13 protein-coding genes are annotated in these 15,482 nt (G+C 74.9%); 11 read left to right on the top strand and 2 right to left on the bottom strand.

Annotated elements, in window-relative coordinates; all coding sequences use genetic code 11:
• Positions 1 to 106 precede the first annotated feature (106 nt).
• The 8 genes from NP075_RS06480 (at position 107) to NP075_RS06445 (ending at position 9,907) form a co-directional block, all read left to right on the top strand.
• The gene (locus NP075_RS06480; protein ID WP_227564468.1) at positions 107 to 2,578 is read left to right on the top strand and encodes a GMC oxidoreductase; all 2,472 of its coding nucleotides are present in this window, start codon (positions 107 to 109) and stop codon (positions 2,576 to 2,578) included.
• Positions 2,575 to 4,443, top strand: coding sequence for a hypothetical protein (locus NP075_RS06475; RefSeq protein ID WP_227564469.1), 1,869 nt, complete (start codon positions 2,575 to 2,577; stop codon positions 4,441 to 4,443). The genes NP075_RS06480 and NP075_RS06475 overlap by 4 nt, the downstream gene beginning before the upstream one ends.
• Positions 4,440 to 5,540, top strand: coding sequence for an alpha/beta hydrolase (locus NP075_RS06470; RefSeq protein ID WP_227564470.1), 1,101 nt, complete (start codon positions 4,440 to 4,442; stop codon positions 5,538 to 5,540). Before NP075_RS06475 ends, NP075_RS06470 begins: the two co-directional genes overlap by 4 nt.
• Positions 5,537 to 6,541, top strand: coding sequence for an acetoacetate decarboxylase family protein (locus NP075_RS06465; RefSeq protein WP_227564471.1), 1,005 nt, complete (start codon positions 5,537 to 5,539; stop codon positions 6,539 to 6,541). Before NP075_RS06470 ends, NP075_RS06465 begins: the two co-directional genes overlap by 4 nt.
• Entirely contained in the window at positions 6,538 to 7,014 is a 477-nt protein-coding gene (locus tag NP075_RS06460) for a DUF1772 domain-containing protein (RefSeq protein ID WP_227564472.1), read from the top strand. Before NP075_RS06465 ends, NP075_RS06460 begins: the two co-directional genes overlap by 4 nt.
• The gene (locus NP075_RS06455) at positions 7,011 to 7,448 is read left to right on the top strand and encodes a hypothetical protein (RefSeq protein WP_227564473.1); all 438 of its coding nucleotides are present in this window, start codon (positions 7,011 to 7,013) and stop codon (positions 7,446 to 7,448) included. Before NP075_RS06460 ends, NP075_RS06455 begins: the two co-directional genes overlap by 4 nt.
• Positions 7,445 to 8,788 carry a patatin-like phospholipase family protein gene (locus NP075_RS06450; RefSeq protein WP_227564474.1) on the top strand — a complete coding sequence of 448 codons (1,344 nt, stop codon included), beginning with the start codon at positions 7,445 to 7,447 and terminating at the stop codon, positions 8,786 to 8,788. The genes NP075_RS06455 and NP075_RS06450 overlap by 4 nt, the downstream gene beginning before the upstream one ends.
• An 84-nt stretch (positions 8,789 to 8,872) precedes the next feature.
• Complete coding sequence (locus NP075_RS06445; protein ID WP_227564475.1) at positions 8,873 to 9,907, top strand: MsnO8 family LLM class oxidoreductase; 1,035 nt, start codon at positions 8,873 to 8,875, stop codon at positions 9,905 to 9,907.
• 22 nt (positions 9,908 to 9,929) lie between these two features.
• Here the strand turns inward: NP075_RS06445 and rlmC are convergent, their stop codons facing one another.
• Both rlmC and NP075_RS06435 read right to left on the bottom strand, forming a co-directional pair.
• On the bottom strand, positions 9,930 to 11,054 hold the full coding sequence (gene rlmC / locus NP075_RS06440; RefSeq protein WP_227564476.1) for a 23S rRNA (uracil(747)-C(5))-methyltransferase RlmC: 1,125 nt from the start codon (positions 11,052 to 11,054) through the stop codon (positions 9,930 to 9,932).
• Between the two features lie 34 nt (positions 11,055 to 11,088).
• Positions 11,089 to 12,111, bottom strand: a complete 1,023-nt coding sequence (locus NP075_RS06435; RefSeq protein WP_227564477.1) for a LacI family DNA-binding transcriptional regulator — start codon at positions 12,109 to 12,111, stop codon at positions 11,089 to 11,091.
• Between the two features lie 241 nt (positions 12,112 to 12,352).
• Between NP075_RS06435 and NP075_RS06430 the strand changes: the two genes are divergently transcribed.
• Genes NP075_RS06430 through NP075_RS06420 form a run of 3 tightly spaced genes read left to right on the top strand, consistent with a single transcriptional unit; the run spans position 12,353 to position 15,456 of the window.
• Positions 12,353 to 13,645, top strand: coding sequence for a sugar ABC transporter substrate-binding protein (locus NP075_RS06430; protein ID WP_227564478.1), 1,293 nt, complete (start codon positions 12,353 to 12,355; stop codon positions 13,643 to 13,645).
• 54 nt (positions 13,646 to 13,699) lie between these two features.
• Positions 13,700 to 14,641, top strand: coding sequence for a carbohydrate ABC transporter permease (locus NP075_RS06425; protein WP_256791583.1), 942 nt, complete (start codon positions 13,700 to 13,702; stop codon positions 14,639 to 14,641).
• Entirely contained in the window at positions 14,638 to 15,456 is an 819-nt protein-coding gene (locus NP075_RS06420; RefSeq protein WP_227564480.1) for a carbohydrate ABC transporter permease, read from the top strand. Before NP075_RS06425 ends, NP075_RS06420 begins: the two co-directional genes overlap by 4 nt.
• Positions 15,457 to 15,482: the final 26 nt, after the last annotated feature.

Below are 15,482 nucleotides of genomic sequence, written 5' to 3'. Positions count from 1 at the left end.
ACGACCGACGTCGCAGGCCGGGCCGTGTATCCGTGACGCAGCTCACACCTCCTCCCTGCAGGGGCCGCGGGAGCCCCGGGGCGACGAGGACGGGCGGGCCACGGTCATGGGGCGACTCGCAGGCGAGGACGAGGTCGTCGACGCGCTCGTCGTCGGCTCGGGGTTCGGCGCCTCGGTCGCGGCGTACCGCCTGGCGGCCGCGGGGCGTTCGGTCGTCGTCATGGAACGCGGCCGGGCGTACGCGCCGGGCGACTTCGCCCGCTCCCCCGCGCAGATGGGCCGGAACTTCTGGGACCCCAGCGAGCACCTGTACGGCCTGTTCGACGCGTGGACGTTCCGGGGTCTCGAAGGTCTCGTGTCGAGCGGGCTCGGCGGTGGCTCGCTCATCTACGCCAACGTCCTGCTGCGCAAGGACGAGCGCTGGTTCGTGCACGAGTCGCCCCTGCCCGGCGGCGGCTACGAGCACTGGCCGCTGTCGCGCGCGGACCTCGACCCGCACTACGACGCGGTCGAGCGGATGCTGGCGGCCACGCCGTACCCCTACCAGGACACCCCCAAGACGCAGGCGGTCGAGCGGGCCGCCGTGGCCCTGGGCATGCCCGCCACGCGGCCTCCGCTCGCCGTGACGTTCGCCCGGGCGGGCGAGGACCCGACCCCCGGGCGGGACCTGCCCGCGGCGGGGTACGGCAGCATCCACGGCGAGCGCGGCCGGCGGCGCACGTGCAGCCTGTGCGGCGAGTGCGACCTGGGCTGCAACACCGGCGCCAAGAACACGCTCGACCACACGTACCTGTCGGCGGCGGCCGCCGCGCAGGCCGACGTGCGGACCCTGCACGAGGTCCGCGGTCTGCGGCCCCTGGACGGGGGCGGCTACCGCGTCACCTACGTCGTGCACGACCCGCAGGCGGAGGGCCGGACGGCGACGCGGGAGCTGCCCGAGCGCCACCTGGTGGCCCGGCGCGTCGTGCTGGGCGCCGGCACCTTCGGCACGACGTTCCTGCTGCTGCGCAGCCGCGGGTCGCTGCCCGCGCTCGGGCCGGCGCTCGGCACGCGGTTCTCCGGCAACGGCGACCTGCTGACGCTGCTGCTGGGCTGCACGCGGGACGGCGCCGCGCTGTCGGTCGACGGGGGCACCGGCCCGGTGATCACGACCGCCGTGCGCACCCCCGACGCCCTGGACGGCGACGGCGCCGCGGGCCGGGGCGCGTACATCGAGGACGCGGGCTTCCCGGGCTTCCTCGGTTGGCTCGTCGAGACCGCGCAGCTGCGGACGGTCGCACGACGCTCGGCGGCGTTCGCGTGGCAGGTCGTCCGCAACCGCACGTTCGCCCACGGGCGGTCCCACATCTCCGCGGACCTCGCGACGCTGCTGGGTGACGGCCGGCTCTCGGCCGGCTCGCTGCCGCTGCTCGGCATGGGGCGCGACGTGCCCGACGGCCGGATGTCGCTGCGCGACGGCCACCTCGCCGTCGACTGGACCACCGCCACCTCGCAGGCGTACTTCGCGGACCTGCGGGAGCGCATGGCGGCGATCGGCGCCGAGCTGGGCGCGCGCCTGCAGGACAACCCGCTGTGGTGGGCCAAGCGGGTCGTCACCGTCCACCCGCTGGGCGGCGCACCCGTCGGCCGCCACGCCGGCGAGGGGGTCGCGGACGCGTTCGGCGAGGTCTACGGGCACCGCGGGCTGCACGTCCTCGACGGCGCGGCGATGCCCGGCCCGGTCGGCGCCAACCCCGCCCTGACGATCGCGGCGATGGCCGACCGTGCGTGCACGCGCATGCTCGAGCAGGACTGGTCCTGGCCACGCACCGCCGTGCACCGGGCGCCGGCCGCCACGCCGGCGGTCGGCGGACGGTCGAGGGCGTCCGCACGGCCGCCCCGGTCGGTCGCGTTCACCGAGCGCATGACCGGCGCGTTCGCGCTGGGCGAGATCGACCCGCAGCGCGGCGCGGCGCTCGGCCGCTCCGTGGGCTCGCACCTGACGTTCGTCCTGACCATCACGGCCACCGACGTCGAGGCGTTCGCCGACGACCCCCTGCACCGCGCGGACGCCACCGGCCACGTCGACTGCGACGCGCTCGGCGGGCGGCTCGACGTCGAGCGCGGCTGGTTCGAGCTGTTCGTGCACCCGCACGGCCTCGCCGGGCGTCGCATGCTGTACCGGCTGTGGCTGCACGACGCGGGCGGGTCACCGCTGACGCTCGTCGGCGCCAAGCACGTGCACGACGACGCAGGGCTCGACGTGTGGGCGGACACGACGACGCTGCTCGTGCGCGTGCTCGCCGGTCACGTCCCGCCCCCGCCCGCCGACTCCCCCGAGCAGGTCGAGGCCGTGCTCACGACGCTCGCCGACGACGCCGTGGGCGCCGGGCCGCTCGCGACGGGCGCCGAGGTGCGGGGCGCCGGGGTGCTCGTCATCCGTCCGCAGGACCTGGCGCGCCAGCTCACGACGTTCCGCACCACCGGAGGGCGGGGCGCCGCGACGCTGGCGACCTTCGGACGGCTGTTCCTCGGTGAGCTGTGGGACGTGTACGTGGACCCGCGCGCCGCACGCCCGACCGCGGGGGCCTCGCGATGAGGGTCCGCGAGCTGGCCGCGCACGCCGACGACCTGGGCTTCGTGCCGCGCCCGCCGGTGCGCTGGCTCGACCCCCCGGAGCTCGCGCGCACGGCGCTCAAGGCCGTGCTCGCGGGGGTGTTCGCCGACTACGGGGACAAGCGCGAGGTGCAGGCCGCGCTGCCCGCGTCCACCCTCGAGCCCGTGCACCGACCGGCCGGTGACCTGTGGCTCGACTACACGGCCGACCTCGGCGACGGGTTCGACGCGACCGCGACGGTCGCGGCGCTGCTGGCCGCGCCCACGCTCGCGGTCGACGGCCCGCCCGCCCCCGACGGGTCGCCGGGCGCCCGGCGCACGCTGCCCCGGGGGCACGTCCTCGTGCTCGGCGGGGACGAGGTCTACCCGGCCGCGTCCGCGCGGGCGTACGAGGACCGCACGCTCGGCCCGTACGCCGCGGCCCTGCCGGCGCCCGCACCCGGCACGCCGCGGGACGCGACGACCGAGCCGACGCTGCTCGCCGTGCCCGGCAACCACGACTGGTACGACGGGCTGACGTCGTTCCTCCGGGTGTTCGCGCGGGGGGCCCGCATCGGTGCCTGGCGCACCGTGCAGCGCCGCTCGTACGGCGTCCTGGACCTCGGTCACGGCTGGTGGCTGCTGCTGCTCGACAGCCAGCTCGGCGAGTACGTCGACGAGCCCCAGCTCGAGCACCTGCGCACGCACCTGACCGCGCACCTGCGACCCGGCGACGCGGTGGTGGTGTGCGCGGCCGAGCCCGCGTGGGCGCACGTCGGCGACCACCCCGCCGCGTTCGACCAGCTGCACTTCGTCGAGCGCGAGCTGGTGCACGAGCGCCACGTGCCCGGCCACGACGAGCCCGTGCCCACCGGCGCGGCGGTCCGGCTGTGGCTGTCGGGCGACGCGCACCACTACAGCCGCTACGCCCAGCGCCCGCCCACCACCGGGCCCGCCCCCGGGGAGGCCGGGCGCGACCCCCGCTCGGTGCAGGCCGTGACCTGCGGGCTCGGCGGCGCGTACCTGTCCGACACCCACCGGCTCGCGGACAGCGTCGACCTGCCGGCTCCCGGCGCGCGCCGTCACGACGGCACGCCCCGCGTGCCGTACGACCGGTGCGGCGCCACGTACCCGGACCAGGCCACGTCCCGTCGGCTGTGCCGACGCGTGGCCGACCCGTTCGGCAGGTGGTGGGCCGGGTGGCGCAACCCGGGTCTGCTCGTGGCGGCGGGGTGGGTGCAGCTCGTGCTCGTCGCGCTGCTGGCCGGGCTGCTCGACCTGGTGACGCCGGGCTCAGGTCCGCAGACGGTCCGCGCGACGTCGCCCGCCGACGCGCTGCGGTTCGCGGCGGTCGTCCTCGCGTGGGGCGCGGGCCCGCTCGTGCTGCACGTCGTCGCCGCCCGCCTGGCACCCCGGGGCCTCGTCGCACGGTCGGTGCCCGCCACGCTCGGCGTCGTGCTGCAGCTGGCCGCCGGCCTGGCGGGCCTGGTGCTGCTCACCACCGTGCCATGGCCTGACGCCCTCTCACCCGCCGGGGTCGTCGGTGGCGCCGTCGTCGTCGCGTGGGTGAGCGGGGCCCTGCACGGCACGGAGGCGTTCGCCCTGCTCCTGGTCTCCCAGAGCACCGGGAAGGTCGCGTCGTGGCAGATGTCCGGCCAGGCCGTCGACGACCACAAGGGCTTCCTGCGGCTCCACGTGCGCGACGACGGGGCGCTCGTGCTGCACCCGCTGGTCGTCGACACGGTGTGCCGCGACTGGGAGCTCGCGCGGACCCCGCTCGGCGCCCGCCCCGTCCCCGCGCACGGTCTGCCGCGCGTGCGCCTGCTGGAGGAACCCGTCGTCATCGCCCGGAAGGGGTTCGCACCGTGACCACCGCACCCAGCCGCCACCCGGCGCCACCGCCCGCACCCGACCTGCCGCCGGGCCCCCGCGTGTCCCGCGCCGACCACCGCACGCAGGTCGTGCCGCTCACCGCCGGCGACGGCACCCGGCTCACCCTCGTGCACGTGCGGGGCCCCGCCGAGCCGTGGCGCGGCCCCGTCCTGCTCGTGCACGGCGCCGGGGTGCGGGCCGAGCTGTTCCGCCCGCCGACGCCCCGCACGCTGGTCGACCTGCTGCTCGAGGACGGCTGGGACGTGTGGCTGCTGAACTGGCGCGCGTCGATCGACCTCGACCCGGTGCCGTGGACGCTGTGCGACGCCGCGGTGCACGACCACCCGGCGGCCGTCGAGCACGTGCTGGCCGCGACGGGCGCGGCCGGCCTCAAGGCGTTCGTGCACTGCCAGGGGTCGACGTCGTTCACCATGGCCGCCGTCGCCGGCCTGCTGCCGCGGGTCGACACGGTCGTCACCAACGCCGTGAGCCTGCACCCCGTCGTGCCCCGGTTCTCGGCGTTCAAGATCCGGCGCCTCGCGCCGCTGCTCGAGCACCTGACGCCGCACCTGTCCCCCGCGTGGGCGTACCGCTCGGCGGGCAACCTGTCGAAGGTCGTGCGCCGGGTGGTCGACCTGACGCACCCCGAGTGCGACAACCTCGTCTGCCGGATGGTCAGCTTCACCTACGGCAGCGGGCACCCCGCCCTGTGGTCGCACCGCAACCTCGACCGCGCGACCCACGACTGGATCACCGGCGAGTTCGCCGAGGTCCCCATGACGTTCTTCGCCCAGATGCGTGCGTCGATCGACGCGGGCCACCTCGTCGGGGTGCGCGAGCACCCCGAGCTGCCCGCCGACCTCGGGGTCGGGGTGCCGCGCACGACCGCCCGGTTCTCGTTCCTCGCCGGCGCCGACAACCGGTGCTTCCTGCCCGAGTCGCAGGTGCGTTCGCACGCCTTCTTCACGCGCCACCAGCCGGACGCGGGTCACACGCTGCACGTCCTGCCCGGGTACGGGCACCTCGACGTGGTGTTCGGCCGCCACGCGTGGCGCGACACCCATCCCGTCGTCCTGGAGGAGCTGCACCGATGAACGCCGTCCTCACCGTCGCCCGCACCGTGCTCGGTGCGCTGCCCTCCCCCGTCCCCCGACGTCAGCGCCGCCTCGCGGGCCGCGCGGCCCGGGTCGACACCATCCCCTACGCCCTGCCCGTCAGCTCGGAGGACTCCGCGGTGCTGATGGCGGCGTTCCCGATCTCGCTGGCCGCCGCGCGCGACGCGCTGCCCGGCGAGGAGCTGCACCCCGTGAGCCTCGGCCTCGGCAAGGGCGTGCTCGTCGTCACCGTCGTCGACTACCGCGCCACCGACATCGGCCGGTACATCGAGTACTCGCTCGCGATCGCGTGCACGCACGGCCCGCGACCCGCGCCGCCCCTGCTGCCGATGGCGCTGCAGCGCACGCTGCGGACGGGGCAGTACGTCGTCGACCTGCCCGTGAGCACCGAGGTGTCCGTCAAGGGCGGCAAGGGCATCTGGGGCATGCCCAAGCACCAGGCCCGCCTCGACTTCGTCGAGAACGACCGGACGGTCTCGGCGCAGTACGACGACCTGGACGGGCGGCTCGGTGCGTACGTCGAGATCGAGCGGCCCTCGCCGACCGCGCTGCCGCTGCGGATGGCCGCGGCCAACTACTGCGCGTGGCGCGGCATGCTGTGGCGCTCGACGGTCTACGTCGACGCGGTCGGCGACGTCGCGGTCGGTCCGGGTGCGCGGGCCCGGCTCGTGCTCGGCGACGCACCGGGCGTGGCACCGCTGCGCGCCCTCGGGATCGGACGGCGGCCGCTGTTCACGGCGTACCTGCCGAGCGCGCACGGCGTCCTCGACGACCACGACGAGTCGTGGTTCCTCACCGCACCGACCCTCGCGGCCGCGGACGCGGCGACGGCCGCCGGCCGGTTCGGCGAGCCGCTGGAGGCGGTCGTCGGCCTGGGGCGCGGCGAGCAGTGGCCGCCGCCGCCGGACCGCTCACGTCCGGGCGTGGAGTCCGACGCGCCGGTCGGCAGCACGCAGCACGAGGGGGCGGGCACGCCGTGATCACGTTCCTGGCCGCCCTGTGGTTCCTGTTCGGCGCCACCATGTACGTCGGCACGATGTGGGTGCTCAAGTGGTTCCTGTTCCCCACGTGGCACGGGCTGACCCGCGAGAACGTCGCCGTGCACTTCGGCATCCCGACCCGGCGGGCCACCACGTTCTTCACCGTCGTCGTGCCGCTGATGTTCGTCGCCGCGATCGTCATGATCGTCACCGAGCGGGGCACGCGCTGGGTGTGGTTCGGCGTCGCGTGCCTGGTCGGCGTGTTCGTCCTGACGTTCGTCGGGCAGCTCATCATCATCCCGATCAACCGGCGCGTGCGCGGCGGGCAGTTCACCGACGACACCGAGCTCGTCGGGCTGCTGCGCCGCTGGATGGTCCTCAACGACGTGCGGTTCTACGGCTCGACCCTGACGTGGGTCGCCATCGTCTGGTACGTCGTCGCGCGCGGCGACCTGCTGGGGGCGCTGACATGAGCACCGCCACCGCGCGCGGCACCGGCTCGCGCGTCTCCCCGGTCGACCGCCTGGTCGTCGTGCTGCGCGTCATCGCCTGGGTCACCGTGGCGACGGGCGCCGTGCAGGTCGTCGCCCCCGCGTTCGTGCTCGAGCGGCTCGGCGCGTTCACGGACGCGACGACGTCCCAGCTGTTCGCCACGGTCGGCATGTTCATGGTCGTCGTCGGTGGGCTGCTCGCCACGACGCTGTCGCGCCCGCGCCACGACCCGGACGTGGTGCTGTGGAGCGCCGTGCAGAAGGCCGGGGCCGCGCTCGCGGTCGGTGCCGGGGTCGCCCGCGGCGTGTTCGACACCCCCGCCCTCGGGGTCGCCGCGTTCGACCTGCTGACGGCCGCGCTCCTGGTGGTCCACCTGCGGCGGCTGCCGCGCCGGCGCCGGCCGGGTGCGTCGTGAGGCGCTCGCTCGTCCTGGCCGGGGGCGGCATGCGGGTCGCGTGGCAGGCGGGCGTGCTGCTCGCGCTGGAGGAGGACGGCCTGACGTTCGACCACGTGGACGGCACGTCCGGCGGGATCCTCACCGCGGCCGCGCACCTGTCGGGCGTCGGCGCCGCGGAGCTGTGCCGCCGGTGGCGGGACGTGGACGTCCGGGACTTCGGCTCGCCCTTGCCCGTGGGCGACTACCTGCGCGGCCCCTGGAACCTGCCCGCCGTCGGCGACGCCGACGGCATCGTGCGGCGCGTGCTGCCGGCGCTCGGCGTCGACGTCGAGGCCGTGCGCAGCTCGCCGGTCGCCGGGACGTTCAACGTCGTCGACTTCGTCACCAAGGAGTGCGTCGCGCTCGATGCCCACGACGTCGACGCCCCGCTGCTCGCCGCGGGCATGTCGTTGCCCGGGTGGGTGACGCCCCTGCACCGCGACGCCCGCGTGTGGACGGATGCCGTGTGGGTCCGCGACGCCAACGTCACCGAGGCGCTGCGGCGCGGCGCCGACGAGGTGTGGCTCGTGTGGTGCATCGGCAACAGCCCCGCGTGGCGCGACGGGCCGCTCGAGCAGTACGTCCACATGATCGAGATGAGCGCGGCGGGCGCCCTGGCCGCGGACCTGCAGCTGGCCGCGGCGACGGGCCGCGACTTCGTGCTGCACGTCGTGCACCCGCAGCTGCCGCTGCCGCTGGACCCCGAGCTGTACCTGGGGCGCGTCAGCGCCGACTCGCTCGTGCAGCTCGGGTACCGCGACGCACGCCGGTACCTCGACGTGCGCACGCCCGACGGCGTGGCGCGGACGGTCGCGTCCACCGCGACGCCCGACCCGGTGCCCTCCGCGCGGCTGACGGAGCGGTTGCGCGGCAGCGCCGACGGACAGGACGTGACCCTCGACCTCACGGTCGTGCTGCCGCTCGACGGCCCGGTCGACGACGCCCTGGTCGCCGGTGCGCTCACGCACGGCGCTGGGCGCACGTTCCTCGCCGACGGCCGCGTGGTCCGTGCCGACGGCACCCTGACGTACGCCGCGACGCTGCACGCCGCCGGCCGGCTGCTCGATCTCACCGCGCAGCGCGACACCGTCGACGACGTGGGCCCGGACCGGTGGCGCGACCTGGACCGCGTGCACCTGACGGTCCGCGCGCGGGACGGCGGTGCGGTCGTGCTCGACACCACGCTGCGACTGGGAGGCGACGGACTGCGACGCGTGCTGGCGTCCGTGGAGCCCGTCGGCGTGCGGGGCGTGCTGCGGCGTGCTGACGTGGTGCGGCGGTTCGTCGGCCGTGCGGACGCGCTGACCCGGACCGGCTGATCCGGGCGCGCTGCGCCGGTGTGCTGGACGGGGCACCGGCCGGGCGCACGGAATGGGGGGTGGGGTGCCGCGGTTGGGCTCGGGGTGACTGCGATCTCCGTGCTCGACCTCGTGCCCGTCCGTTCCGACCAGACCACCGCCGACGCGCTGGCCGCGACGCTCGCGCTCGCCCGCGTCGCCGACGAGGTCGGCGCCCGCCGCTACTGGGTGGCCGAGCACCACAACATGCCCGCGGTCGCCGCGACCAACGCGCCGCTGCTCATGTCGCTGATCGCCGCCGCGACGTCGCGGGTGCGTGTGGGGTCGGGCGGCGTGATGCTGCCCAACCACTCGCCGCTCGTCGTCGCCGAGCAGGTCGCTCTCCTGGAGGCCGCGTTCCCCGGCCGTGTCGACGTCGGCATCGGGCGCGCGCCCGGGTCCGACCCGGTGACGAGCCACCTCCTGCGCCGCGGTTCGACGGGTGACGGGGTCGACACGTTCGACGACGACGTCGCCGCGCTGGCGGCCCTCGTCCGGCCCGAGGGTGTCGCGGTGCGCGTCGGCTCGACGTCCTACCCGCTGCGCGCGACGCCGCGTGCGGTCTCGGCCCCGCAGCTGTGGCTGCTCGGCTCGTCGTCGTACTCGGCGCAGCTGGCGGGCCGGCTCGGCCTGCCGTACGTGTTCGCCCACCACTTCGCCGGGCGTGGCACGGGCGAGGCCGTCGCGCTGTACCGCGAGACGTTCGTGCCGTCCGAGGCGCTCGCCGAGCCGCGGACCATCGCCGTCGCGAACGTCGTCGTCGCTCCCACGTCGGACGAGGCCCGCAGGCTCGCACTGCCGCAGGTGCGCTCGATGTGGCGGCTGCGCGCGGGCATGACGCTCGACCCGCAGGAGCTCGTGGAGGACGCGCAGGCGGCTCCCCTGCCGGCGACGGCCGACGACGCGCTGGCCTCGATGACCGCGTCGTGGATCATCGGCGACCCCGCCGCGGCGGCCGAGCAGGTCCGCGACCTGGCCGGGTGGCTGGGCACCGACGAGATCATGGTCCAGCCGGTCGCCGGCGCGACCCGCGGCACCCCCGCCGACCGCTCCCCCGCCCGCGAGGAGACCCTCCGCCTCCTCGCGGCCGCCCTCTCCTGACCCACCCCCACCGGGTGCCGGCTCAGGTGCGTTCGAGGAGCGTGAGGACCTCGTGGTGGCGCGTGTGGGGGAACATGTCGAGGACCTGCGCGCGCACCAGGCGCAGGGACGGCATATGGGCGAGGTCCCGGGCCAGCGAGCCGGCGTGGCACGAGGAGTACAGGACGCGCGGCACGCCGCTGGCCTCGAGCCAGCGGCTCAGCGGCTCCCCCAGCCCGCGCCGCGGCGGATTCACGACGACGAGGTCCGGCACCCCGGCCGCTCCCAGCGCGAACGCCGTCGCGTCGCCCGCGAGGAACCGGGTGCCGGGCAGCCCGGCCTCGCGGGCGGTCTGCTCGGCGCTCGCCACGGCCTCCGCGCTGCTCTCCACGCCCACGACGTCGCGCCCGGGCCGTGCGAGGTGCAGCGCGAACCCGCCGACGCCGCAGTAGAGGTCCCAGGCCGAGGCCACGCGCGCCTCGTCGGCCCACGCGACGGCCTGCCGGTAGAGCGTGGCCGCGACCTCGGTGTTCGTCTGGAAGAACGACCGGGGCCGCAGGTGCAGGTCGAGCCCGTTGACGCGCATGCGCAGGGTCTCCCGCTCGGTCAGCAGGATCTCGCGGTCGCCCTCGAGCACCGCGGCGTGCGCCGGCTGGACGTTGACCGACGCGACGACGACGTGCGGCAGCTCGGCCTGCAGCCACGGCAGGTGCTTGCGGATGCGCGCGAGCGCCTCGGTGCTGCGCAGCACGAACCGCACCATGAGCTCGCCGTCGGGCGACCCGGTGACGAGCACGTGCTTGAGCTCGCCGGTGCGGGTCGGCACGTCGTAGGGCACGAGCCGCGCGCGCGTCACGAACGCGGCCAGCGGGGCGAACGACGAGGACACGGCGGCCGGGTACAGCGGGCAGCCCTGCAGGTCGACGCCGTGGCCGTGCGCGTCGAGGATGCCGAGGGTCGGGGCGTCGACGGTACCGGCGACGACCATCTTCGCCTTGTTGCGGAAGCCTGCCTCGGCGCTGACGACGGTCGGCAGCCACGTGACCCCCGCGGGGTCCCCGAGCACCGTGCGCACGTGCTGCGTCTGGGCGTCGACCTGCTCGGGGTACGGCTGCGCGAGGAGCGTGCACGAGCGGCACACGCCCGCCTCGAAGTACCCGCAGCGCACGCCACCAGCGTACGGCGGTGACGACCGGGCGCGGTCAGCCGCTGGCGGTCGACCCTCGGACGACGACCCGCGGCGCGATCATCTCGACGCCGTGCTCGGGCTTCCCGGCGATGCCGGCGAACAGGCGGGTCGCGGCGCGCCGGCCCATCTTCTCGAAGTTCATGTCGACGCTGGTCAGCGCAGGACGGGAGCCGGCGATCATCGGCTCCCAGTTGTCGAAGCCGATGACGGCGACGTCGCCGGGCACCGCGATGCCGCGCTCGCGCAGCGCGTCGAGCACGCCGCGGGCGATCTGGTCGCTGCCGCAGACGACGGCGTCGATGCCAGGGTCGGCGTCGAGCGCGGCACCGACGCCTGCGCGCCCCCACGCCTCCGTCCAGGACCCGAAGCGCACGGGCCCGGACAGCTCCAGGCCGGCGTCGGCGAGCGCCTGCGCGACGCCGGTGGCACGGTCCTGCGCCGCGGCGTACGTGGGGTCGCCGGAGACGTGCGCGACCCGTCGTCGACCCAGGGTGAGCAGGTGCTCGGTGGCGATCCGCCCCGCGGTGACGTTGTCGGGGACGACGGACGCGTCCTGCGGGTCGTCGGACGGCGCGTAGGCGTAGACGACCGGCACGGGCACGTCGTGACCGAGCGACGTGCGCGGGTCGGTCGTCGAGCCGACGACGATGAGCCCGTCGATGCGGCGGCCGAGCAGCGCGCGCAGGTGGTGCTGCTCGCGGATCGCGTCGTCGCGCGCGTCGCACAGGAAGACCGAGGTGCGGCCCGCGCCGAACGCGTCCTCCGCGCCCATCAGGATGGGCAGGCTGAACCGGCCCTCGAGGTCGTGCGTGAGCAGGCCGACCGTGCCGGTCTGCCCCGCGGTGATGGCCCTGGCCAGGAAGTTGGGCGTGAACGCGAGCCGGTCGGCGGCCTCCTGGACCCGTCGCCGGGTGTCGGGATGGACGTCGGCCTTGCCGTTGAGCGCCTTGGAGGCGGTGGCCACCGAGACCCCGGCGAGCTGGGCGACCTCCCGGAGCGTGACGGGGCGGACCCTGCCCTCTGGCGTCGTCGTCATGCCGTCCTCCGGTCGTCGGTGCGCTCACATCATGCCCGAAAGCGGCGCAACACGCGGAGGTTTGACCGCCCCATAGGCGGGTGGTAGCGTCCCGAAAAGGGTTTCGGCGAGTTTCGCCGACGATGGTGACATCGCCCGCCGCAGCGACGCGGCGACGGGCACCCGGAGTCAGGACAGACGAGCAGCGCGGCGGGACCCCCCGCTCGCACGGGCCTCGTCACGACACACAGGAGCCCGGTTGATGGACATCAACGGCAACGACGCACGGCCCACTCCTCGCCGCCGCACCCGGCTGGCGCTCACCTCCCTCGCGGCCGCGAGCGGCCTGCTGCTGGCCGCCTGCTCGGGCGGCACGAGCGCCGGCGGCGACGCCGACGGGTCCTCCGGCGGCGGCGACACCCTCACCGTCTGGCACTACTTCTCGGACGACAACCAGGTGAAGCTGATGGACGACTTCGCCGCCAAGTTCGAGGCCGAGCACGACGGCGCCACGGTCGAGAACGTCTTCGTCCCCTACGACCAGCTCAACTCCAAGCTGGTGTCCGCCGCCGGCGCGCAGACCGGCCCCGACGTCGTCGTGTTCAACGGAGCCGAGGCCGCGACGCTCGCGCTCGGCGGCGCGCTGGCACCGCTCGACGACTACTGGGCCGACTTCGCCGACGCCGGCGAGGTCTCCGAGTCCGTCGTGCACACGATCGACGGCACCACGTACGCGGTGCAGGGCTACGTCAACCTCCTGGGCCTGTGGTACAACGCCGACATCCTGGCCGAGATCGGCGTCGAGCCGCCCACGACCATGACCGAGCTCGAGGACGCGATGGGCAAGGCCAAGGACGCGGGCTACGCCGGCATCACGCTGTCCGGTCTGCCGCAGTCGCAGGGCGAGTGGCAGGCCTACCCCTGGATCTCCTCCGAGGGGTTCACCTACGACGACCCGCAGGCCGACGCGCTCGCCGCCGGCCTGGGCCGCGTGCGCGGGTGGGTCGACAACGGCTGGCTCTCGCAGGAGGCCGTGACCTGGGACCAGACGGTGCCCTTCCAGCAGTTCGCCGCCGGGCGGACCGCGTTCGCGGCCAACGGCAACTGGCAGATGGGCACCGCGGCGTCCGACGCGGACTTCGAGTACGGCGTCGTCCCGCTGCCGCTGTCGGACACCGGCGGCGTGTACCTCGGCGGTGAGGGTCAGGGCATCGGCGCGTTCAGCGAGAACCCCGACCTCGCGTGGGAGTACCTGACCGCGACGTACCTCGACGCGGAGGGTCAGCTGCTGCCGCCGGAGATCGTCGGCTCGCTGCCCTCGCGCGCCGACGCCGCCGCGGACGAGCTCGTCACCGGCAACGTCCTGCTCGAGCCGTTCGCGCAGACCATCACGCAGTTCGGCGCGAACTACCCCTCCCCGGCCGTCCCGGCGGCGTCCGTCGCGGACGTCCAGCTCACGGTCGGCCAGGCCTGGAGCGCCGCGATCGGCGGTCAGAAGTCCCCGCAGCAGGCCGCCGACGACGCGATCGCCGCGCTCGGCCCGCTGCTCGACTGACCCACCCGCCCCGCCGCGCCCGGTCGTCGGCGCGACACCGACACGGAGGTCCCCATGACCACCACCCTCGCGCCGACGGCCGGGCGGGCCGGCAGCCCCGCGGCCCCCGGGCCGCGGCGGCGCCGGCCCCGCCAGACCCGGCTGCTGTTCATGCTCCCGGCCGCCGTCTTCCTCGGCGTCCTGAGCGTCTACCCCCTCGTCACGCTGGTGCGGATGGCCTTCTCGAAGGTCACCGCCGCCACGCTGAACGCCGACTGGGCGTTCAGCGGGCTCGACAACTTCACCGCCGGGCTGGAGTCCGGGGACACCGGCGCGGCCGTCAGCCGCACCCTCGTGTTCGTCGTCGTCGTCACGGTGCTCGGCATGGGCCTGGGGCTCGGCGGTGCGATCGCCCTGCGCACGCGCGGCTGGTGGTCGGGCGCGCTGCTCGCGCTCATGGTCTTCGTGTGGGCGCTGCCGCCGGTCGTCAACGGCTCGGTCTGGAAGTTCCTGCTGGCGGACACCGGCCTGCTCAACACCGTGCTGCTCGGCACGGGCCTGCGCGACACCCCCGTGCCGTTCCTGTACGACCAGCACTGGGCGCTCGCGTCCGTGGCGTTCGTCAACGCGTTCGCGGTCATCCCCTTCAACGCGCTCGTCTACCGCGCGGCGCTGCTCACCATCGAGCCGGAGGTCTTCGAGGCCGCGCAGCTCGACGGCGCGAGCAAGGCCCAGCAGGTCCGCCACATCATGGTCCCGTCCGTGCGGGGCACCACGCTCGTGCTGCTGATCCTCACCCTGGTCTACGGCTTCCGCAGCTTCGACTTCATCTACGTCATGACGTACGGCGGGCCCGGGACGGCCACCAACACGCTGCCGTTCCTCGGCTACCTGCAGGCGTTCGTCCGCTACGACTACGGGCTCGGCGCGGCCACGTCCGTCATCGCGGTGGCCGGCGTGCTCGTCCTCGCCGCGCTGTACGCCCGCAGCATCCGCAACGAGGAGAAGCACGGATGAACGAGGTCAAGGCGGGCCCCGTCGCCATCGCGACCAAGGCGCTGCTCACCCTGATGTACGGCGTGCCGATCCTGTGGATCCTCATCACGTCCGTCAAGAGCTCGGCCGACGTGTTCGACCGCGCCTCGACGTTCGTGTTCACCCCGACGCTCGACGCGTACGCGAACGCGATCACGCCGACCCTGTGGCAGGCCATGGGCCAGTCCGCGGTCATCGCGGTCGGGGCCACGGCGCTCGTCCTGATCGTCGCCGTACCCGCCGCGTACGGCCTGGCGCGGACGACCGGCTGGCTGCCGACCGTCGGGCTCGGGCTCCTGATCGTGCTGCAGATGATGCCGCAGACGGCCAACGTCATCCCGCTGTTCCAGATCTTCAGCTCCTGGCGGCTGCTGGACACCACCGCCGCGGTGATCCTCGCCGACGCCGCCCTGCTCGTGCCGTTCGCGACGCTGCTGCTGCGCCCGTTCTTCCGCGCGGTACCCCCGCAGCTGGAGGAGGCGTCCTCGATCGACGGCGCCGGCGTCCTGCGCACGTTCTGGACGGTGGTGCTGCCCGTCGCGCGCAACGGCGTCTTCACCGTCGGGACGCTGATCTTCCTGCTGGCGTGGGGCGAGTTCCTGTACGCCGTGAACTTCTACCTCACGCCCGGCAGCTATCCGCTGAGCGCTCTCCTGGCGCAGCAGGTGTCGGCGTTCGGCATCGACTGGCCCGGCCTCATGGCCCTCGCCGTGCTGACGTCGGTCCCGATCCTCGTCGTCTTCAGCCTCACGTACCGCCAGCTCAAGGACGGCCTGACGGTCGGCGCGGTCAAGTAGCCCCGCGCTCGTCCGTTCCCCTCCCC

The organism is Cellulomonas wangsupingiae (genome assembly GCF_024508275.1).
GTDB classification, from domain to species: domain Bacteria; phylum Actinomycetota; class Actinomycetes; order Actinomycetales; family Cellulomonadaceae; genus Cellulomonas; species Cellulomonas wangsupingiae.
The sequence above is the reverse complement of the archived record's forward strand: the minus strand, read 5'-3'. Positions and strand labels throughout refer to the sequence as shown.